Origin of the sequence: Lactococcus garvieae (assembly GCF_016027715.1) — a bacterium.
GTDB classification, from domain to species: Bacteria; Bacillota; Bacilli; order Lactobacillales; family Streptococcaceae; genus Lactococcus; species Lactococcus garvieae_A.
In genome coordinates this window covers 568,487-590,600 of the sequence record NZ_CP065691.1, presented here as the reverse complement: position 1 = coordinate 590,600, position 22,114 = coordinate 568,487, and the positions used below count along the sequence as shown (strand labels likewise).

Annotated in this window: 19 protein-coding genes; all 19 read right to left on the bottom strand. The window is 40.8% G+C overall.

Features of this window, described 5'->3' with window-relative positions:
* Nucleotides 1-54: 54 nt before the first annotated feature.
* A complete protein-coding gene (locus tag I6G50_RS03030; protein ID WP_197909127.1) occupies nucleotides 55-633 on the bottom strand; it encodes a transglycosylase in 579 nt (192 codons plus the stop codon).
* A 1,161-nt stretch (nucleotides 634-1,794) separates the two neighbouring features.
* A complete protein-coding gene (locus tag I6G50_RS03025; RefSeq protein ID WP_197909126.1) occupies nucleotides 1,795-2,862 on the bottom strand; it encodes an ABC transporter substrate-binding protein in 1,068 nt (355 codons plus the stop codon).
* A 15-nt stretch (nucleotides 2,863-2,877) separates the two neighbouring features.
* The gene (locus tag I6G50_RS03020) at nucleotides 2,878-3,678 is read right to left on the bottom strand and encodes an ABC transporter permease (protein ID WP_197909125.1); all 801 of its coding nucleotides are present in this window, start codon (nucleotides 3,676-3,678) and stop codon (nucleotides 2,878-2,880) included.
* Nucleotides 3,678-4,472, bottom strand: coding sequence for an ABC transporter permease (locus I6G50_RS03015; RefSeq protein ID WP_197909124.1), 795 nt, complete (start codon nucleotides 4,470-4,472; stop codon nucleotides 3,678-3,680). Before I6G50_RS03015 ends, I6G50_RS03020 begins: the two co-directional genes overlap by 1 nt.
* Entirely contained in the window at nucleotides 4,469-5,740 is a 1,272-nt protein-coding gene (locus I6G50_RS03010; RefSeq protein ID WP_197909123.1) for an ABC transporter ATP-binding protein, read from the bottom strand. Before I6G50_RS03010 ends, I6G50_RS03015 begins: the two co-directional genes overlap by 4 nt.
* A gap of 601 nt (nucleotides 5,741-6,341) precedes the next feature.
* Nucleotides 6,342-7,244 (bottom strand): HAD family hydrolase, encoded by a 903-nt coding sequence (locus I6G50_RS03005; protein ID WP_197909122.1) that lies wholly within the window; start codon nucleotides 7,242-7,244, stop codon nucleotides 6,342-6,344.
* 13 nt (nucleotides 7,245-7,257) lie between these two features.
* On the bottom strand, nucleotides 7,258-8,166 hold the full coding sequence (gene murB / locus I6G50_RS03000; RefSeq protein ID WP_197909121.1) for a UDP-N-acetylmuramate dehydrogenase: 909 nt from the start codon (nucleotides 8,164-8,166) through the stop codon (nucleotides 7,258-7,260).
* Between the two features lie 37 nt (nucleotides 8,167-8,203).
* On the bottom strand, nucleotides 8,204-9,112 hold the full coding sequence (locus I6G50_RS02995; RefSeq protein WP_197909120.1) for an RluA family pseudouridine synthase: 909 nt from the start codon (nucleotides 9,110-9,112) through the stop codon (nucleotides 8,204-8,206).
* Nucleotides 9,113-9,565 (bottom strand): signal peptidase II, encoded by a 453-nt coding sequence (lspA, locus tag I6G50_RS02990; RefSeq protein WP_197909119.1) that lies wholly within the window; start codon nucleotides 9,563-9,565, stop codon nucleotides 9,113-9,115. It abuts the gene before it with no gap.
* 109 nt (nucleotides 9,566-9,674) lie between these two features.
* Nucleotides 9,675-10,022 carry a YxeA family protein gene (locus I6G50_RS02985; protein ID WP_197909118.1) on the bottom strand — a complete coding sequence of 116 codons (348 nt, stop codon included), beginning with the start codon at nucleotides 10,020-10,022 and terminating at the stop codon, nucleotides 9,675-9,677.
* Between the two features lie 233 nt (nucleotides 10,023-10,255).
* Nucleotides 10,256-12,052, bottom strand: a complete 1,797-nt coding sequence (locus I6G50_RS02980) for a hypothetical protein (RefSeq protein WP_197909117.1) — start codon at nucleotides 12,050-12,052, stop codon at nucleotides 10,256-10,258.
* 293 nt (nucleotides 12,053-12,345) lie between these two features.
* Nucleotides 12,346-13,224, bottom strand: a complete 879-nt coding sequence (locus tag I6G50_RS02975) for a metallophosphoesterase (protein WP_197909116.1) — start codon at nucleotides 13,222-13,224, stop codon at nucleotides 12,346-12,348.
* Between the two features lie 84 nt (nucleotides 13,225-13,308).
* Complete coding sequence (locus I6G50_RS02970; protein ID WP_197909115.1) at nucleotides 13,309-14,349, bottom strand: DUF3048 domain-containing protein; 1,041 nt, start codon at nucleotides 14,347-14,349, stop codon at nucleotides 13,309-13,311.
* A 98-nt stretch (nucleotides 14,350-14,447) separates the two neighbouring features.
* Entirely contained in the window at nucleotides 14,448-15,119 is a 672-nt protein-coding gene (pgmB, locus tag I6G50_RS02965; RefSeq protein WP_197909114.1) for a beta-phosphoglucomutase, read from the bottom strand.
* A 9-nt stretch (nucleotides 15,120-15,128) separates the two neighbouring features.
* A complete protein-coding gene (locus I6G50_RS02960; RefSeq protein WP_197909113.1) occupies nucleotides 15,129-16,277 on the bottom strand; it encodes a glycerate kinase in 1,149 nt (382 codons plus the stop codon).
* A gap of 12 nt (nucleotides 16,278-16,289) precedes the next feature.
* Nucleotides 16,290-17,969, bottom strand: coding sequence for a sugar phosphorylase (locus I6G50_RS02955; RefSeq protein ID WP_197909112.1), 1,680 nt, complete (start codon nucleotides 17,967-17,969; stop codon nucleotides 16,290-16,292).
* 8 nt (nucleotides 17,970-17,977) lie between these two features.
* Nucleotides 17,978-20,158, bottom strand: coding sequence for a glycoside hydrolase family 65 protein (locus I6G50_RS02950; protein ID WP_197909111.1), 2,181 nt, complete (start codon nucleotides 20,156-20,158; stop codon nucleotides 17,978-17,980).
* Nucleotides 20,148-21,185, bottom strand: a complete 1,038-nt coding sequence (locus I6G50_RS02945) for a Gfo/Idh/MocA family protein (protein WP_197909110.1) — start codon at nucleotides 21,183-21,185, stop codon at nucleotides 20,148-20,150. The genes I6G50_RS02950 and I6G50_RS02945 overlap by 11 nt, the downstream gene beginning before the upstream one ends.
* Before the next feature lie 122 nt (nucleotides 21,186-21,307).
* The gene (locus I6G50_RS02940; protein ID WP_197909109.1) at nucleotides 21,308-22,105 is read right to left on the bottom strand and encodes a sugar phosphate isomerase/epimerase family protein; all 798 of its coding nucleotides are present in this window, start codon (nucleotides 22,103-22,105) and stop codon (nucleotides 21,308-21,310) included.
* Nucleotides 22,106-22,114: the final 9 nt, after the last annotated feature.

Below are 22,114 nucleotides of genomic sequence, written 5' to 3'. Positions count from 1 at the left end.
GGATGTTTAATCTTAATGAAGCATTCGAGAAATCAAATATCATTTCATTTCTTCTTAATAAACAACCCAGCTTCCTGCAGGGAGTTTGCTTGCCATTTCGATTTGTTCCCCAAGAGTCATGCCAGCATATTCGCCATGTCCTAACAATTGGAAACTACCATATGCACCTGAACTTGCATTTACAGCATCTACACGTCCGTTAGACTCATGCTCAATGATGTATGCCCATTCGCTTGCAGAGTAACCTGCTGCATTGGCAGTATTAGAAACCATGTAATTGGCAAGGGCTTCAATATTTACCTGACCAGAAGTTTGACCTAAGTCAAGACCTGATACAGTTTGTGCTACCTTAGATTTAGCAGGTTGTGTTTCAACTTTTTTGGTAGATGCAGGAGCTTTTGTTGATGTTCCTGTCAAAATATTATTAACTTCTGTTTGTACAGTTTCAAAATCCAAGCCTTTGCTTGTAAGCATTGCAACACGATCTTGTCCTGTACCATAGCTACCGTTAATAACTTCTATAGCTACTTCATGAGTAGATTGTTTTGGTGTGTCCGCGTGGGCCATACCATTACCAATAAACATGAATGAAGCAATTACACCAGTTGAAATAGCAACTTTACTGAATTTCATTTAGACCTTTCGATTTCGCCACTAAGAATATTGCATAGAGTTAATGCTCAATTACGAACCCCCGTATATACTCTATCATCATGGTTACTTCCCATACACATTATAAAGTCTTGAACGCATGTGTAGGATTACCGTAAGCAGTTTAACGTCATTGCACGCTATGGACGTTTTTTTGGATAAGAGAGAATTCAATTTTCTGCTTATTGCGAAATTACAAAGCTTGAATCGCTCAATTTAAAATGTATAAGTTCACTCATAATAAAAATAAAATTTTTAGTTTCAAATTCATTTCAATCATGAGGGCTCATTATATGCTCTTAACCTTAAACATAACTTAAAATATAAAAACTATAAAAGAAAGCGAAAACATGTGTAAACTAAAAAAACAAAGGTCATTATCTAAACAAAAATAAAAAAATGTACAATAAAAACGCCTATTTAATGCGCTTTTCATTTAACTAAGAATATTTTAAGTATAAATTTGAATTTAAATACATGAGAAAATTTTCTTAAGATAAAAGAGTTAATTTTCTGATATTTTTTGTTTCAGTTAAGATTGGCACAATTTATGATATTTTGATGATAAAAAGAGAAGACATATTGTCCTCCTATTTTCTTTTCCCTTGCGCCCTATCTTTCGTTTGGTCTTTAGTTTAAAAAGTGCGCGTAACGCCCACTATTACTTGCTTTATCTTTGAATGTCATACTCGCTCGCTTGAATTTTTAAAAAGATAGCTTCTTTTTTTTATTACTTAATCTAAGATATTTTCTTAAAATACCAATAGAGGTATTTTTCTTAAAAAGAAGAAGCTTTTCACTCGTGAATTTCTCATAATTTTCCTTTTAAAGGACTAAAGGAAAATTTTCTTTGTTTTTATACAGTCTATTTCCTTAGCTTTTAAAAACTTTTTATGAGCAGATTTTAAGGAGTTAAGATACAAATTATGCGGTTAAAAGAAAAAGCTCCACGACTGCGGGCAAAGAACCAAGCACAGACATGGAGCACTCAATAAAGGTGGTACCTCAATAAATAATCTGGTACTTACCTCATCTTTATTATAACACATATGAAAACGTTTACTAAATGTATTGCAATAACTGTAAAAAATAATTTGGCACTAAGAAAATAAAAAAAGCTTAACCGCAAGGGTTAGAACTTTTTTATTTATTCATCTTAAACTGCAAATAAAGGTCATTATAAACCCCCGTCCAGTAAGGATTCAAATTCACATAAGCTTCGTCTTCCTTGATGAGTGCTTCATCCGGATAGTAAGATTTGTCTTCTCGAACTTCTACAGGCAGGAGTGCTTCTGCTTTGACATTGGGTGTGGAATAGCCAACGTATTCGGCATTGGCCGCTGCATTTTCTGGTTCTTGCATGAAGTTGATAAAAGCATAGGCTGCTTTTGGATTTTTACTGGTTTTCGGGATCGCCAAGTTGTCATACCAGATATTTGTTCGTGCAGGAACGACATAGTGCAGGTGTTCATTACTTGCCGTCATTTCTGAGGCTTGCCCACTGTAAACGACTGACATAGGTGTTTCGTTATTAATCATGTAGCTCATGATTTCATCGCCGAGAATGGCTTTGACATTTGGTGTGAGTTGCAGGAGTTTATCATAAGCACGGTCAATTTCTGCTTGGTTTGTCGTATTGACAGAGCTGCCAGTAGCAATCAAGTTCATGCCCATAACATCACGGCTACTGTCTGTAAGGAGAATCGAGTTTTTATACTCTTTCGCCCAAAGGTCTTCCCATTTTGTTGGGGGGTTAGTGATGTACTTATCGTTATAGACAATGCCTAGTGTCCCCCAGAAGTAAGGGACGGAATAGGTATTTTTGGGATCAAATGCTGCATCTAGTAGTTTAGGATTGTCATAGTGAAGATTTTTTATCTTGCTATGATCCAGTTCAAGGAGCAGTTTTTCCTCGGCCATCTTTTGAACCATGTACTCACTGGGAACAACGATATCATAAGCTGTTCCTCCCTGTTTGACTTTAGAGTACATGGCCTCGTTTGAGTCAAACGTAACGTAGTTTACCTTATAACCTGTTTCTTTTTCAAATTTGGTTAAGAGCGTAGGATCGATGTACTCGCCCCAGTTGAAGATAGTAAGGCTATTGGCTGTTGTTGAGACACCATTTGCAGCGGACATACGCCATGCTGTAACACCTAAGAGGGCAGTTATTGCAAGAATCCCTGTCAAAAAATAGATTAATTTTTTCAAGTTTACTGTCCTTTCTTAAGTAATATTTGGTGATTTACCAGCAGTATCTGATTCTCTCATGATTATATAATACCCTATAACCAGTAAAATTGAGAAGAGAAATACAATTGCTGACAGGGCATTGATTTCTAAAGAGATACCTGCACGGGCGCGTGAGTAGATCTCTACAGACATTGTGGTGAAGTCGTTTCCTGTTACAAAGAAAGTCACAGCAAAGTCATCTAAGGAATAAGTAAAGGCCATGAAGAAACCGGCAATCACACCAGGTGTCAGATAGGGAAGCACAACTTCACGGAGTGCCTGTGTATGGGTTGCTCCCAAATCATAAGCAGCTTCGACCAACGATTTATCCATTTCTTGGTAAAGCGGGAGAACCATGAGAACAACAATAGGAATCGAAAAGGCGATATGGCTCAGTAAAACAGAGGCAAAACCGAGCTTCATCCCGACTAAAGTAAAGAGAATCAGGAAGCTTGCACCAATGACTACATCGGGTGAGACCATCAACACATTATTCAAGCCAAGGAAAGTGGTCTTGCCTTTGGACTTGAGGTTTTCAATAAACATAGCGCCAAATGTACCAATAATCGTTGCTATCAACGCACTTAAGAAAGCCAAAAAGAATGTCTGTATGACAATCAAAATTAAACGACTGTCTTGAAAAAGTTCCTTAAAGTTGTCTAAGGTAAAACCTGTAAATTGGTTCATATCGCCCCCTTCATTGAAGGCATAAAAAATCAAGAAAAAGATTGGGGCATACAGAATAAAGAGCACAAAGCCCAGATAAATTTTTCCGATACGGTTTTTACTACGCATTAGCTGCCCACCTTTCTTTCTCTAGTCAAGAGCATGATAATCATCATTGCCAAGACGAGGACAATGGCAATGGTTGAGCCCATGCCCCAGTTTTGTGTTGTGAGGAAATGTTCTTCAACAGCGGTACCTAAAGTGATAACTTTATTTCCACCAATCAAGCGGGTCAACATGAAGAGGGATAAGCTGGGTATAAAGACAGCTTGAACCCCAGAACGGACACCATTAAGTGACAAAGGCCAAACCACATGGATAAAAGTTTGCCAGCGTGTGGCTCCTAAGTCATAGCTGGCTAGAACTAGGTTCTCATCTAAGTCTTCTAAAGCATTAAAGATAGGAAGAACCATAAAAGGAATGGAAATATAAGTCGCCACAAAGATAAAGCTAAAGTCTGTAAATAATATCTGAGGACGCCCTAGACCAATAAATTGCAAAAAGCTATTGACTGATCCATACTTACCGAAAATACCGATGAAGGCATAAGCCTTGAGCAAAAGATTGACCCATGTTGGTAAAATAATCAGCATCAAAAGCAGCTGTTTGTGTCTTAACTTCGTCAAAACAAAAGCAACAGGAAAGCTAATCAAGAGAGTAACAAGTGTAATAATCAAAGCATAAAGTATCGAGTTCCAAGTCATCATCAAGTAAGTCGAGCTTGTAAAATACTGACTGTAGTTGCCGAAGGTGAACTGTCCTTGAATATTAAAGAAGGATTGCCATAACAAAAGGATAAGCGGTGCAACAACAAAAAGTCCTACCCAGAGAAAATAAGGGACAGACATAAGTCTTCTGGTCATTCTTCGTCCTCACCTTCTTCATTTTCTTGCTTATGCAGGATAACATTGACCGCTTGAGCGAGCTCTGTCAAGTCCATTGTATTTTCCAAAGCTTCCTGAACGGCGTCTTTGAGAGCTGCCTCTTCTTCGGCGGCTTCTTCTTCCACAGCGTTGGCAATACCAATGGTTTGCTCTTCTTCCTCAACATATTCCTCAATACGAGCATCAAACTCTTCTTCCGTTTCATCAAGACGCATGATATGAATAGCTTCAGGCTCAAAAGAGAGACCGACCGTTTCACCAACCAAGGCCTTATGTGTCGAGTGAATCAACCATTCATTATCAAAGTCATCATAAGCAACAATCTCATAATGAACACCACGGAAAAGTTGAGTATCGACCTTCACATTAAACTTCCCTTCATCAGGGAGAGTAAATTCGATATCCTCAGGCCGGATGACAACTTCGATATGTTCGTTAGGGCGCATCCCCCCGTCAACTGCTTCAAATCTTTGACCATTGAACTCAACTAGATAGTCCTCAATCATACGACCACTGATAATATTTGACTCCCCAATAAACTCCGCTACAAAATGGTTGATCGGCTCATCATAAATATCGGTTGGTGTACCTGACTGAACAATCTCTCCTTCATTCATGATAAATATCCAGTCAGACATGGCAAGAGCTTCTTCTTGATCATGAGTGACAAATATAAAGGTAATCCCCAAACTTTGCTGCAACTCTCGAAGCTCGTATTGCATATCTTTTCGGAGTTTCATATCAAGGGCTGATAAGGATTCATCTAATAAAAGAACTTTTGGACGGTCAATAATCGCTCGCGCAATCGCGACACGCTGTTTTTGTCCGCCAGAAAGCTTGCTTATGGCACGTTTTTCAAAACCTTCAAGTTGAACAAGTTTCAGTGTTTCCATCACACGTTTGGCAATCTCTGCTTTGCTTACACCTTTGATTTTTAAGGCAAAGGCGACATTGTCAAAGACCGTCATATTAGGAAAGAGCGCATAAGATTGAAAAATAGTATGCACATTGCGCTTGTTAGTCGGTATATCATTGATCCGCTGCCCGTCAAGTAAAATATCGCCCGATGTTGCATCGAGAAGTCCTGCAATAATATTTAAAATCGTTGATTTACCAGAACCTGAAGCGCCAAGTAAAGTGTAGAACTTACCTTCTTCAATCTCAAAAGTAATGTCTTTGAGAACCGTTGTACCACTATCTTCATAGGTTTTGGTTACATTTTTAAATTCAATGATGTTCTTTGTCATAATTTTATCCTTAGTGATGGATTTAGAGTTTTGTTTTGCGATAAACACAATCGGGATCTCAAAACCGACAAGTAAGCTGGCGCAATGGGAGAAGTCATGACGGTTAAAAGAAAAAACGATAATTTTTTGCTTTTAACCTAATAAGGCGCTCAGGAAAGGCCAATAGGACTTTCCGTTCCTCATTAGCACCTTTAGGTGCAATGAGGATAGCGCATTAAAAATCCAAGCGTACACACGCTTGGATTCACATTCAATCTTTGATTACATATAAAAAGCAGTCTTACTGCGGAGAGACCGAGTAGTCAACTTTTAGTACTCTTATTGATGCGCGCAAGCGTATTTCTTGGGTGGAGCATTTAATCTCCATAAGCAAATGAATTTGCTTAATCAATAAGGCAATAAAATTGCCAATCGGCTGTGACTCTGGCTGTCCGTATGGCCTTAGTTTTTGTTGAAATTTAACAAAAATGAGTCCTATTTTCTGCATTTGCAGAACTTTTATCATTATAACGCAATTTTTAATCCTTTGCAAGAGTGAAAGCGTATGTATTTTTTTATCTAGAATTACAAAAAAATCAGAGTTCACCCTGATTTCTTTCTTTTATTTATAACCTTTTAGAGTTAAGAATTCGATTTGTTTTTTGCCCAGTTCAAGCATGGTAGCTACTTCGTCAAGGTTGAATTTTCCTGTAGACAAGAGGCGTTCTGCTGCGAGATTCATACCCGACTTAATGCCTAACTCGAGAACGGGGTTCGTTTTGTCATTAGAATCCATGATGTATTTATTGTCAGGCAAGTCAAAAAGAACTTTTACCGCGCCAAACAGCTGTTCAAAGGAATCAATCTCGACATCATGAACTTTTTCACTTTGAGAAATGCTACGGCCACGGTGGTTGAACCACATTGTTTTCCAACCACCATTGTGTCCACCCATAACATCATTGTCATAAGAGTCCCCTACATAGAGTGTGGTCTCAGGGTTCATGCCAAACTGTTGTGCTGCTAAGTTAAAGATTTCTTTTTCGGGTTTTTGAAAACCAGTTGCTTGAGAAACGATAACATGACTTGGCTCAACATAGTCATATAAACCTAGTTTGCGCACTTTTTTCAGTTGGTGTTCTGTTGGGCCATTGGTAATCACGCCCACGGGGATATTACGTTTTTTTAAGAAATCTAATGTCAAACGCATCTCATCAAGCATGGTGATATTTTCAAGTTCATCCGCATAGATATCTTGGAAATAATCCCCTGTCTCGCGTGTAATTTCTGGATAGCCCAGGTCTTTAAGTGTTTCATTTGTACGATAAAAACGGAAATACTCAATTTCCCACTCACCTGCGATAACCTTAGGGAAACCAAGGTCTGAATAGTGACGGTAGCGAATATAAGCTTTATTCATGTCGGACATATCAAAGTCTGGGAAGACTTTAGCAATGGCCCGTCTGAAGGGTGCTTGTTGGTCGTAAATTGTATCGTCAACGTCAAAAACTATTGCATTAATCATTTTATCTTTGTTTTTATCCTTCTAATTTCTCACCGATAATACGGACTTCTGCTTCTAATGTCAAACCAGAGTTTTCTTTCACATGCTCAATCACATAAGCAATCAGGTTTTCATAATCTGTGGCTGTACCCTTATCCACATTGACCATAAAGCCAGCATGTTTTTTCGATACTTCAACGCCACCAATACGGTGACCTTGCATTCCTGCTTCTTGGATGAGCTGACCTGCAAAATGTCCCGCTGGACGTTTGAAAACCGAACCACAGCTCGGAAATTCTAAGGGTTGCTTGCTTTCACGTAGTCCAGTCAAACGGTTCATCTCTGCTTTAATCACTGTCGCATCGCCTGTTTGAAGTTCAAACTGTGCGGAAACAACAATCAAGTCCTCCTCACGAATCACGGAATGACGATAGCCAAACTTCATCTCATCCGCTTGCAGTACACGAAGGTTACCTTTTTTATCGATAATAGTACAGCTAAGAAGGACATGCGAGATTTCGCCATTGTAAGCTCCAGCATTCATGAAAACTGCGCCACCGATCGATCCTGGAATGCCACAGGCAAACTCAAAACCAGTCAGCGCATGATCTAAAGCAACATAGGTCGTATCAATAAGCTTCGCTCCAGCTTCCGCCGTAATCACTTGGTTCTCTACTTTTACATGATTCATTTTTTCAAGTAAGATAACAAGTCCTCGGATGCCGCCATCGCGTACGATTAAATTTGAAGCATTCCCCAAAACAGTGATTGGGGTATCCGCTGCTCGTGCTAAGTCGAGAAGCTCAACCAGCTCATCACTTGAAGCGGGAAAAGCTAGGAAATCTGCCGGACCGCCAACTTTAGTATAGGTGTAATTTGATAATGGCTCATCATACTTGACAAGCAATTCAGGAAATTTTTCGAAATCAGATTTTTTTAGCATAGAACTATTTTACCATAAATTGAAATAAAAAAACTTGTCATTGTGACAAGTTTCTCAAATTTTCAAGTTGTTGGGCAAAAAGTTCTGGGATGTCTATTTGGAACTCCATAAGCTCGCCTGTGGTTGGATGTTCAAAGCCTAAAGTTTCAGCATGCAGAAATTGTCCTTTATTTGGTGTCAGTGTTTTACTTGGCCCGTAGAGAGGGTCTCCTGCGATAGGGAAGCCGATGTAAGCCAGATGCACCCGAATCTGATGGGTACGACCTGTTTCGAGTTCGAGGGAGAGTAAGGTGTAGCCAGCGAAACGCTCCAAGACGGTGAAGTGTGTTTTTGCGGGTTTTCCGCCAGATACGACGGCTTGCTTCTTACGTTCCTTAGGATTACGCCCAATCGGTGCTTCTATTGTGCCTTTTTCGTTAGGTATTTCGCCGTGTACAAGGGCGATATAGCGGCGTTTGTTTGTTTTAGCTTTGAGCTGTGCTGCTAAGGACTCATGAGCCCTATCATTTTTGGCAATCATCAATAGACCTGAGGTATCTTTGTCGATACGATGCACGATACCTGGGCGAATCACGCCATTGATTGAAGAAAGGTCTTGGATGTGGTACATGATGGCATTAACTAAAGTACCAGAAGCATGGCCTGCACTTGGATGAACGACCATACCTTGCGGTTTGTTTATGACAGCAACATCTACATCCTCATAGACGATATCTAAAGGAATATCTTCAGCTTGGATATCCAAAACTTCAACTTCTGGCAGTTCATAAGTGACACTCTCACCAGCTTTTACTTTATATTTTGCTTTTTTAGTTTCACCGTCTACACTGACTTTGCCCTCACGGACAAGCTCTGTTAAAACGGAACGTGAGACATCACTCAAGTTTGCAAGAGCTTTGTCTAATCGAAGACCTGCATTTGCCTCGTCAATAATTACTACTGTCATTTATTCTACCTCTTTGTCTAAAATAATCGCGATAAAGAGTACTACAAAACCTACAGATAGCAGTATATCAGCGATATTAAATATTGGAAAATTGATGAAATCCGTTTGGAACATATCAACCACGAAAGATTGGCGGACACGGTCAATAAAGTTTCCCAAAGCACCTGAAATAATCAAAGTCAGGGCTGCAAAATACCAGTTTTGATCAATCTTTTTATAGAGGAAATAGACAGCTGCAATAATCACGATAGGTGTTAAGATTAAAAAGAACCATTGTTTACCTTCCAACATTGACCAAGCGGCGCCTTCATTACGAAGATAAGTGAGGCTGAGAAGACCAGGAATAAATTCCTTTTCTCCTCCCAGTTGAATATTAGAAACAGTCCAAGCTTTCAGCAGTTGATCTGCAAGTATTCCTAAGAGTATTAAGCCGAGGGAAATTATTTTTTTCATACTCTTTATTATAACAGAAATATTGTTTCTTCCATTGATTGACCTCTGTTTTTAAGAAGGGAGTCTGTCGCTAAAAGGAAAAGCTCCTCTTTCCATAATTTAAAGACGATTATTGTAAATGGTCCAATGCTTCTTGTGGAATTTCTCTTTTAGCTACTTCTTCCCACTCTATCACGTTGCTGTACTCGTCCGTCGCTATTTTTAAATAAACCCCATGTTTCAAGTTATGGGTGGCTGTAAATGTAAGGTTTTTCTTTTCTCCTTTTGAATTATAGCCGTCCATTTTATAATAATAAAGTTTGATGGGTTTACCGCTGTCAGTTTTTTCGTCCTTAACTTTCCCATCTTCATCAACGTGAACATAACAAAGAGAAGCAAGATAGCTGGATCTATTCCAGACATAGCTGACGCTGGCGAGGAGTGTGATAACACACAAGCCTACTAGAATTTTTTTCATTTGTTCTCTCCCCATATTTTATCAGATAACATATTCTACCAAAAAAACTTTTTGACTTAACACAATATGCCTTAAAAGTGAGGTCTGGTTTTTCGCTGGTGGTGGACAGGGATGCTTTCTCAAAATAGCCTTCTATTTATACTTTATTTATTATTCCGAAAATTATACAACAAAAAAACAAGCACTTTGAGGGAAAAGTGCTTGTTTATTTTTGAAAGTTTAGATATTCGTTTTTACAGTCCAGATGTCCAAGCTCCACCTTGGTCGCGCATGATGAAGGCGGGGCGGGTAGATACCCAACTTGGAGTTGTAATAGAAACATGTATACCGGATAATAGCGATCCTACGGGAGGAGCATTATCCCACGAACTTATGTACCAAGCGGTATTCGTTCTAGCAGGTGTACGTAACCACCAACTTTCACTACTGTTAGCGGCCCGTACTCTTGAATTTACATTTGGAAAAGCAAGGCCAGGACCCGATAACTTCATAACATCTGCAATAGACAGAGCAAAAGCTTTTTTTTCTCCACCGGGAGTATAGACTGTAATATCCTCTCGCATCGCTTCTGGCACAGATACATGGCTCATATTAAAGAGCCAACCATTGGTCCCTCCTATCCAAAGAGCTGCTGGGTTTTCAGGACTTCCTAAAGGAATCGGGCCATTAGCTCTCCAGTTAAGCCAGCCAGTAGGCTGGTTAGCAAAAACTGTCGGAAAAGTTTTTTGGACAGGTTGTACTTGACGCCTAATGACGCTAGGTTGACTGTCATAAAATTGACGCATAGCATTATCAAGTGTTGAACCATTATAATCTGGGGCTCCTGAGGCATTCCAAGCTATAAAAGCAGGTACTGTTGCATTTTTAATAATTAAATGATTCCCATCCCCTTTGTTCTCAAGATAGCGGTACTGGGTACCTCGCATAGAGAAAATCTGTCCTGGTGTCATTTCGCTAAAGATAGGTAAGCCGTTGCGCACCTCTTCCACAAGCTGTTTAGCCAAGTCGCTGTGATTTTCATTCCCGCCATCCCAGAAAGCATTCACATCCACGTTGGTATTGGCTACCATATTAGCCACTGCCTTGATACCATAGTAAAGCTCTCCTCTCATACCTCCTGTTAAAAGGTCGGCCTGATCCAAGAGAAAAGAGGTCGCTTCCTCGGGAAAGAGCAAGTTGGCCCAGTAAGCCCAGCCGGTCTGCGGGTCCACCACCCAGAAGTTACCGACACGTTGACTGACAGGGAGGGCATTCCACTGGCTGAGGAGCATGACGGGTTGGTCTTGGATAACCGTTTGTCTGGCGGTGTGTTGTCCTGACTCCGTATCGGGTGGCGAGCCTAAGAGGGAGTTGGCTGTATCGCCACTGTTCCAGAAACCATCCGTTCCGTCTCCGGGATGGGTTACCCCTGTAGCATCTGTGCCAGCATTGGTCCCATCAGGGCTGGCTGAGGTATCCGCTTCTTCGCCTGACTGGGTCCAGTCGCGTCCATGTCCTGCGGCGGCTGTCTTATGGTCATTGCGATTACGGTTAAAGGTTGGCATATAGTAGGGTGCGATGAGCTGGCCTGAGTCATCGGTTGCAGGACGAGGTTGCCAGCCTACTGTCCAGCTGGCTCGACTGTTAAAAACAGCACCTGGGCCCACGCGGTTGCCGACAGAATTTCCAGAAGCTTCAGGTGTCCATGGTGTCCAAGTCCCTGTGTCTTCTTTGATCGGCTGTACAGCATTTCCCGCAGCGACTTCTGCTGGGTCAGCTTGCACCAAGGACTCGCCATTGATTTCCATGTATTCCAGCAGTTTGACCCGGACTAAGATAGGGGCATCACCAAAGTTTTCGGCAAAAACATCTTTATTGCCTGTGGCACGGTCAAAGTAGTCATGGAGCCGACCGACTTCTTCAAAGTTAACACGTGTCTTGCGGTCATTGATGGCACGCTGTGTGAATGACCTCCAAGCAAAAGCACCTGAAATCAAGAGAAGGACAGATATGATGAGTAAAAGTATCCCTAACTTATTCTTGTTTTGCATATTTTTCTTCACTTTCAAAAAAAGTTATATTAACGTAAAATTTCTTTTTTATTTCTTATATTACATTTAGATAATATTATTATAGAACAAAAGCAAAAAAATAGCAAATACATAACAATAAAATGAGAAAATTAAGGTTCTAGGTTTTCCTCTAACGATGAGTGAACTTAAACACTTGGAATGTTCGACTGCAAAGATAGACCTTCTTTAAAAATCACACGAAAGAATCGCAATCCTCTTTTTTGTCTCTTAACAAAAAAAGAGAGACTGGCTCTCTTTTTATTCATCCTATTTTAAATATAAATTGTAAACTGTGTCACTTCAGGAATCACACCAAAGCGGGCATGGATAGATGTGGTGCCAATACCCGTATTAACATAGAGCTGCGTTACCGCATCAAGCTGGTATAAGCCACGTGTGTACTTTTCAGCAAGGACATTTTTTATCGGGTAGAAAGGAATCCAAACCTGCCCCCCATGACTATGACCGGCTAAGACTAGCTGGGTATCGGTACCCATAAAGGCATCCGCTACATCAGGCTCATGAGTCATCGTAATGGCATAATCATAGCTTTGGCGATAAGCTAAAGTATCCGTAACCGACGGATTTCCAAGGAGCGAGTCATCAAGTCCGCCTAGAAAAACACGGCGTCCGTCATCAAGAGTCAGAGTTTCCCCCTGGTTTCTTAGGACAGTAAAGCCACCTGCAGTCATAACTTCTTCGTAAACTCGGACTGCACCGCCGCCATAGTCGTGATTGCCCCAGACTGCATATTTCCCGATATTAGCTTTAAAAGCCTTCAGCTTTTCAATCATTGGTGCTTTCTGTTCAGGATATTTGGAATAGTTATCGAACAAATCACCCGTAAACAAAAGTATATCAGGATTTTGAGCATTAACCTCATCAATTACCTTATCTAAGCGGTCTGTTTCGTAATACTTGGAGACCTGCAAGTCTGAGATCTGCACTACATTCAAAGGTGTGCGTTCATTTTTCTTTCCCAACTCCACATGGTTTACATGCACGAGGAAAGGCTCAACTTTCCACGCATAGAACGGAAGGGCGATGATTAGGAAGAGGAAGAAAGTTATGATGGAGAGGATGACGCGTTTGTTTTTATTTTTGCTTTTTTTACTTGTTCTTGGAGGTGTTTTTGGGGTTTGCTTTTGCATAGTTTTTTATTATAGTATAAAAAGCGCTGTAAAAAATCCAGCGCTTTTTTTGATTTGTTTTTTCTCTAGAAGTGTTGAAACACGTTACTCCCATGTCACTCCACGGGTTTTATCCACTGCAGTGACCCAAGTTTGTCCCGACTTCAGTGGAATATTTTTATCTTGGTCATCGGTAAAGCTGATATTGGTTTGGGCGTTTGGCTTCGACCACTTGCCTTCTTGAACTTTGCCGTTTTGGAAGATGTAGGCCTTGCCCGTTCCTGTGGTTTGGATATCCATATGGTTGCCATCTGCGGAGAGGCTTTGATCTACCATGATAGCAATAACCACATCGGGAGAAATCTGCCCTTTTTCGCGGTCTTGATGGGCTTCGCCACCTTGGAAACGTTTGTAGGTGTGGCTTTCTGTATCGTACTGGTAGCTTACGTCAAAAATTCCTGTTGACACTGGCATGTGGATAGTGTGGGCATCAGCTAGCTCTGTTTGTGGTTCTTCACTGGTTTGAGTCGAATCTAGTGGCTCTCTCTCCCAGGTTTCAAACTCAGACTTCTTCTTGTCTAACTTGTCCATGTATTTATCTAAGCCGCTCATTTTCGTATACATATTATGCGGGGCTACGCGGTCATCCGAGCGCCAGAAAATACCCTCTGGAGCTTTGAACTGGTCCAAATCTGCCACGTAGTCTCCCGACTTCACCATATTTAGAGCTAACTCTGAGCCACCCACATGAGCCAAGCCCGCATCAAATCCTGCCGCCCACTCTACGAAGTAAGGACGAATCGAGCGAACGGGGCCGATCAGATCAGGCTGAGCTTCTTGATAGAGAGCAACAAAGCGTGTGATGCCCCCTTCAGCTACAGCTTCAAAAACGGCACCTGCTTCTTTGAGTCCTGACTGAGGCCTGGCTTCTGGCGAGTTCTCTATCATGACCGCAGTAATCGGGCGCTTTGCCTTTTCTGCAGTTGTTTCTAAACCTGTCAAAGCTGATCTGACAGGTTGTGCTTTTTCCTCTTCTTTAACTTCTTCCTGTGCCGTCTTTGGTGCAAAAACTTTAGACTGCCAAGCGAAAGCCCCAGCAGCTGCAACCAAAAGCACAGCAATGATAGCGATTACTTTTTTATTCATAACTTCATTATATCAAAAAAGAATTTTAACAAAAATGTTATGGGGTTATAAAAAAGCTTATGTACTATAAGACATAGGCTTTTATTTGAGGATAAAGTTTAGTACGTGTGTTTCTCCCAAACCTGAGCCAGATACTCAAGAGACAAATAGCTGGTATCCGCTACCAAAGCAATCTCTTTGCCTAAGTCAGCTGCCTGCCCCACCCCTACAGGAAGCGCCCCAGCTGCTTTAATAGCTGCAATACCAGCTTGAGCATCTTCGATACCTATTGTTTCAAAAATGGGCGTGTTGACTCCTGCGGCCGCTGCTAAAAAGATATCTGGAGCAGGCTTGGATGCTGCTACTTCTGCGGGGTTCGCTATATAGTCAAAATAGCTCATCAACTCCATCCGTTCCAGAAGAAATGGGCCATTTTTAGATGCTGAAGCTAATGCGACTTTGATTTCTTTCGCTTTCAAATCTTTGAGTAATTCGATAATCCCAGGATAAACTTCTTTTGGAGTAATTTTTTGAATCATTCTTACATAAGTATCATTTTTTTGTTTAGCCAAAGCTGCGAGTTCTTCATCTGAATAATCCCTCTCACCTTCTGCGAGTGTAAGGATTTTCTGCAGAGAGTCCTCACGTGATACTCCTTTTAGCTGTTCGTTGAACTTACGGTCAACACCTTGAATGTTAATAGACTCAGCCAAGGATTTCCACGCTTGATAATGATATTCTGCTGTATCCGTAATAACTCCGTCCAAGTCGAAAAGTACTGCTTTAAACATAATTTTCCTTTACTTAAGCAAGCTGAGCATGCCTGCAATATTTTTTCCAATCAATTCCAGATTACTTTTGGCATAATCTGGTGAAATCGCTATTTCTAAGGTTGTCACTTCGCGCTGGATAGCATAGGCAGCGATTAAGTGATTTTCTAAATCCCCAAGATCTTCATCCCGTCTACCAGCAACAGCAAGAGCAGGTATCCCCTGGTCTTTTGCCAAAGTCGCAACTTTCATCGGTACTTTGCCTTGCGCAGACTGAGCATCTAATGAGCCTTCCCCTGTAATGATCAAGTCAGCATCGGCCATTTTAACAGACAGTCCTGTCAAGTCAGCGATAATATCAAAGCCTGAGCGTGCCTTCCCTCCCAATAAAGCAAATGCTCCACCCAAACCTCCAGCTGCGCCAGATCCCTCATAAGTATTCAAATCAATATTGACTTGTGCTTTAAACAACTCATTTATAACGGTCATTTGTTTATTAAAATTAGTAATCTGTTCTGGAGTTGCACCTTTCTGTTTACCAAAAACTGCCTGCGCTCCATTTGGCCCCGTGTAGGGATTGGTTACATCTGAGCCAATAATGATCTCTAAGCCACTAAAGTCTTCTAAAACTTTTTCTAAGTTTTTAATATCTATAATATTTTGGGACAAAAGGTTTTTCCGACTGTGTACAATTTGCCCATCTTCCTCTAAAAAGTGGACGCCTAATGCCTGAAGGAAACCTCCTCCTCCATCACTGCTACCTGTGCCACCAAGAAAGACAATAATTTTTTCAAGACCATCTTCCTTAAGAGCCTGAATCAATAGCCCAAGACCATAGGAACTGGCCGCTTCTACCGATGTCGAATCAGCAGAGACCAAATTCAAACCTAGTAAATCAGCAGACTCCACGATAGCAGTCTTTTTGCCGAGATCCTGTCCAATCAAAACTTTAGATTCATATTCACGTCCTAATAAATCACAGGATATTATCGTCTGTACTGCAAAATCTGGACGAGCTGCAAGAATCGCAGATAGACTTCCTTCTCCACCATCTGCAATTTCTGAGTAAGCTACTTTTAACTGAGGATTTTTAGCCAGTAAGCCTACGGTCAAACTTTCGGCTACTTCTTTTGAGCTTACTGATCCTTTAAATGAATCAGAAGCGATAAAAATTTTCATATCAATAGTCCCTTATTTTATCCAAGCGTACGCATAAGCTGGCAAGTGTAACGTTCCTGTGGTTTTTTCTCCTGTCAGGAGATTTGTGCCCTGAATATTCATCAACGTTACTGCTTGATCTGAAACATTGGTCAAAGATAAGACGGTTGCTCCTGTCTTAGAATTGTGACGTTTGACCGCGAAAATACGTGCGTCCAAATCCAATATTTCTTGTGTCCCATAAGGATTAAAGGCAGTCTGTGTACTGCGCACATCTAACATTTCTATTAAGCCGTTGAAAATTCCTTTGCGATAAGGATTATGGAGAAGTTCTTCGGCCAGAGTTGGACCATCCAACTTCTCTCGGTTAATGCGGCGATTAATACCTGAGGATTCTAGTCCGACATAGTCATTGCGTGATCCAAAGAGAGAGTGGTAATAGATAGCAGGAACGCCTAAAACACTAAGCAGAATACTGTGTGCCGCCTTCATCTTCTGAACAGCTGTAGCATCATCTTCTCCTGCGTTACGCAAAGCATCCGAGTAGTTGATATTCATCTCGTAAACAGTTTGAGTGCCATCTGGGTTACTCTTATAGGAGATTCGTCCGCCCTGCATTTTGACTTTGGCAACGAGCGTTTCACGCTCTTCTTCGGTCAAGATACCTTCAGTTGGACGCATCCCAATACCATCGTGACTAGCCAAAAAGTTAAAATAAGTTTCATTCTCGCCCACATGATCAATCTTTTTGGCCCACTCCGAGAGCTTTTCTGCATTTCCAACGGTAAAAGCATGTAAAGTCAGAGGGGGTAGCGGGAACTGATACACTTGATTGGCTTCGTCATTTTGACCAAAGTAAGAAATATTTTCAGCATGAGGAACATTGGTTTCCGTGATAATTTGGGTATGAGGCGCTATTTCATCAAGGAGCAAACGCCAAATCTTAATGATCTCGTGAGTCTGCTCCAAATGCATAGATGTCGTACCAGATTCCTTCCAGAGAAAACCGATTGCGTCTAAACGGATACTTGCTGCGCCTTTAGCTGCATAGTCCAAAAGGACCTTTGTCAACCGTGCAAACATAGCAGGATCCTGGATATTGACATCGACTTGATCCTCAGAAAAAGTAGACCAAGCACGCTTAGTTATCCCTTTCTCTCCAACATACTCATGGAAAAGCGGGGAAGTACGAGGACGGGTAGTTTTTGAGCTGTCAAAGTTTTCATCATAGGTTACAAACGCATCTTCAAAGCCAGGAACATCATTAAGGTAGTTTTGAAACCACTGGCTCGACCGAGACATATGATTTGCCACAAAGTCAAACATGAGTCTGTAGTCTTGACTAAGCGATTCAATATGAGACCAGTCTCCATATTCTGGATTAATCACTTCGTAGTCCGTCACTGAGAAGCCATCATCTGAAGTATAAGGAAACATCGGTAATAAATGGACATCTGATATACTGCCTTTAATCTTAGCCTTGAGTAAGTCATGTAAGGCGGTCAAAGGACTTTTACCTGTTTCTTGGATAGCATCACCATAAGTGATTAAGTAGGCTGTTTTTTGTGTCAAAGGTGCTTTCGGTGCAAAGTCTGAAAGAGAGAATTCATCTAAAATACTTTGCAAAGCTTCGATAGTAGTTTGAGCCTGGTCTCCATAGAGACAATTGATTTTTTCTATAATTGCATATGAGGCATCTTTTGAAATTTTCATGGGTTTCCTTAATAATTCACAGTTAATTCTTGAATAAGTTCGTAATCCTTGCCCACGATTGTCAATGGCAACGGAGTAACTGAAGATTTAGTGATGCTGATGGTGTCATGTGTAAGTTTAAAATGTAATTTTTGATTGCGCCAAATAAAGTCATGTTCCAGACTGGTCCAAGCACTTGGTAGTTTAGGATTAATTTCTAACCCTTCAGACTTAACGAGTCCCGCAAAGCCAAAAACAGTGGCCAACCAAATCGCCCCTTGGCTAGCTGCATGTATACCGTCATCTGACTTGTGTGGCATATCATTGAGATCAATAGCACATGCGGATTGGAACATATCATATGCCCAATCGGCCTCACCAATACGAGCTGCTACGATGGCATGAATAGCTTTGGAGAGTGACGAATCATGAATAGTTTTATCTTCATAATAGTACAAGTTTTTCTTCATTGTCTCTTCATCAAAAAGGTAGGGCATTAAATAGAAGAGCATCACTAGATCTGCTTGCTTAAGAATTTGCATATCAACGACTTCTTCACGGCTATAGTCCAAAAGGATAGATTGTGAACCTGCTGTGGCTTTGTATTTAGTGAGGTCAATAATGACCTTACTCAAAAAAGTATCGTCTTGCGGGATTAGTCCTTCTTCATTTGGAACAGGAAGATAAACATTATTCAAAAAATGAACCGCATCTTGTGAAAACTTTTCATCTTCTTCATTAAATTGTAAAGCTGTACGTACATTTTCAGCCGCCATATAGTTTGTATAAGCATTATTATCGATGTGTTCTGTATACTCATCTGGACCAATAACATCTAGAATTTCTAAGCGTCCATTTTTCTCAACTGTACGAGAAATCCAAAATTCTGCTGTTTCTTTAAGTAGTTTTTTGCCTTTGGAGTTCATGAAAGTTTCGTCCTTAGTGGCTTGGTAGTAATCCTTGACTGCATAGGCGATATCAGACACGATATGATGTTCTGCTTGGGCAGAGGCAATGATCTGACGACGCCCTGTTTTAATATTAATAGCTGCATAGTGTGGTGTCTCTTCAAAGCCAGTCAAGGCTGATTCCCACGGGAATTGCGCACCTTTATAGCCATTATCCGCCGCCTTATCACGTGCCCCAGCTAGACGCAAAGATCGATATTCGAGAAGTTTCCTTGCTGCCTCCGGCTCATGATGTAAATAAAAAGGAAGCAAAAAGATTTCTGTATCCCAGAATACATGGCCTTTATAGCCTTCACCAGTTAGCCCCTTTGCCCCGATAGAGAAACCCTTGGCAAATGGCAAATGGTCATTGGGCAGCATGATTTTCATATGGTAGAGAGCAAAGTCAAGAGCTTCTTGATCTTTAGGATTAGTAGAATCAACGACAATCCGGTGTGATGCCCAGTACTTCTCCCAATGCTTACTCGCTTCTTCTAAAACTTGATTATAGGAAACCTTAATGACTGAATCAGCACGTGCGGCCTCATAAGGTTTGGGCGTTTCATGTGAGGAATAGACGTGAACGAGTTTTTCAAAGACGAATGTTTCTTTTATCTGGACTTGTCCAGTAATGGTTCCCTGTGTCTTACGATTTTTAGCCGTCATAATTGCAGGCGAGTTAAAACGCATAGAAAGTCCGATACCAATATCTGTGTCCATCGTGTCAAATTTAACAGCGATCACATCGTCAGTGACTAGAACTTCACGTTCAAGCAAATGCTGAACACCTCCGTTTGAAACTTGAGCGTTGAAGCCAGCTTTTATAGAAAGGCTTACTGGAGCATCTATGGGTGTTATTTCACTTCTAAATGCTACCTGGTGGACATTTTCAGGATTAACAATACGTTTGTTTACAATAAGATATCGCTTCCCAGTAGCGTCTTTCCAAGTAAGCTTTCTGATGAGCTGCCCCGTAGTATAGTCTAAGCTTCGCTCGAAGTCAGTGATTCTTTCAGGCCAGATGGAAACTACTTCGTCATTTAAACGAACTTCGTCCTCAATAAAATCAGGAAGATTAACCAAATCCGAAGTTTCTTGTCCTATACCTCGGTCGTAAACTCCCCGTATGAAGAAACCACGATCCTGGTTTCGATAATTTTCTTCATGTGTGGCTCGTAAGCCTAAAAATCCATTCCCTTGAGCCATGAGTGTGGCTTCTTTGTTTAGTAATTCTGTATCAAAGTTAGTAATTTTATAGTGCATAAGGAATTTTTTCTCCACTTTCTGCTGCTTGGTAAAGTGCCTCAATGAGGCGTTGAATAGTGTAACCTTGGCTGGCATTTGCTATTGGAGCTTGACTGTTGCCTAAAACAGCATCTGTAAAAGTCGCCATGGAACGGAAATGTATATTTTCGGACGTTGAGGGAACTTCTTTGAGCATTTGAAGTTCTCCTTCATAATCTCGATATATTTTTCCTGGATATAAACTCGCACCTGCTTCATCGCCACAGAGTTGAATGTCAAATATTTTTTCAGGTTGGATATTGAGAGCAAATGAAGTATTAATTCGGATAATACCACCATTTTTCAGTTCAATGACTCCAAAAATAGCATCCTCCACTGTATATTTTGTGGGGTCCCACGTACCAAAGGTGCCTTTTGACTTTTTAGTACCAATCTTCTGAAAAGAATGCGCTTGGACGGCTGAGATTTCTGGATAATCCAGAAGGTACAAAGTAGTGTCCAACATATGAATTCCATAATCGATAAGTGGCCCACCGCCCTGTAATTCTTTGTCAATGAAGTTGCCCCATCCTGGTACACCGGAGCGACGAAGGGCCATTGCATCCACAAAGTAAACTTCACCCAGTTTGTCAATATGAGATTTAATCATCTGTGTTTCATCAGAATAGCGATGCTGAAAATCATATGCCAGAATCACTTTTTTTTCAGTAGCTTTTTCTGCCATTTTAAGAGCTTGCGCGCTAGTCATGGCAGGTGGTTTCTCACAAAAGACATGGCAACCAGCTTCTAAAGCCATCATAACATTTTCATAGTGAAAACGGTTGGGAGTACATACGGAGACAATATCTGGCTTTTCTATTGTAAGCATCTCCTTCATATCAGAGTAAGCTTTTGCAACATTATTTTTTTTTGCAAAATTTTCCCCAACCTCAAGTCGAGGATCAACCACAGCGACTATTTTGTAAGTTTCTGGTTGTGTGTTGTAATAAGCGGCATGTACAGTTTCAGCGATTTGCCCTGCACCAATCAACGCTACTTTTTTCATAGTATTCAAATTCCTTTAATAATAAATATGGTCAGTCAGACTCAGACAACAGATAATCGCTTTTTGTTACTCTATCAATTATCCACTCTCTAAGACTGACTCAGTCAGTCTTTTTTTTTTTCTTAGGCTTCGGCCCACGCTTGCTTGATGAAATCGATAGATTCCTTGTAAGTGGCATCAAAATTCTCTCCACGCATCAGACATTCATAAACCAGCCAACCTTTATAGTCGTTAGATTTTAAGACACTAAACAGTCCTTTAAAGTCAATATCACCAGTACCAGGAGCATAACGATGGTTGTCTGCCAAGTGAACGTGCCCTAGTTTTTCTCTTTGCTCCTCTAAAGCAATTTTTGAGTCAGACTCTTCCATGTTCATGTGGTAAAAATCAGCAATAACTTCCACGTTTTCAAAGCCATTTTTATCAATGTATCTTCGTGAATCAGCGAGAACATTAATCATATGATCTTGATAGCGATTAAGCGGCTCCAAGTAAATTTTCGTACCCGTACGACCAGCCACTGCATCTAATACTTTCAAAGAATCAGAAACTATAGCAAAATCTTCTTCTGCAGTACGTGGGAAAGCTTCAAAGTGCGGGTAAGACCACATACCCCAAGCTGCGGGCACTACAATCCCAGTTCCGCCTACTTCAGATAAAGCTTCTAAAATAGCCGTGATTTCTTTAAGACCATTTTGTCGACGCTTCTCGTCCGTATCACCAATCCACCCTGTATAACCATTACATGTAGAGGATATAGGCAAGCCAGTAGCTTCTACAGCTGCTTTAACAGCTGCTAAATTTTCTACGAGAACTTTACCGTCGATTTCGAAGCCATTAAAGCCGATATCTTTTAAGTACTGAAATTTTTCAGTCAAATTTTTTGGGAAAAATGCTTGGTCTTGTGTTGCGATTTTCATGTGTGCTCT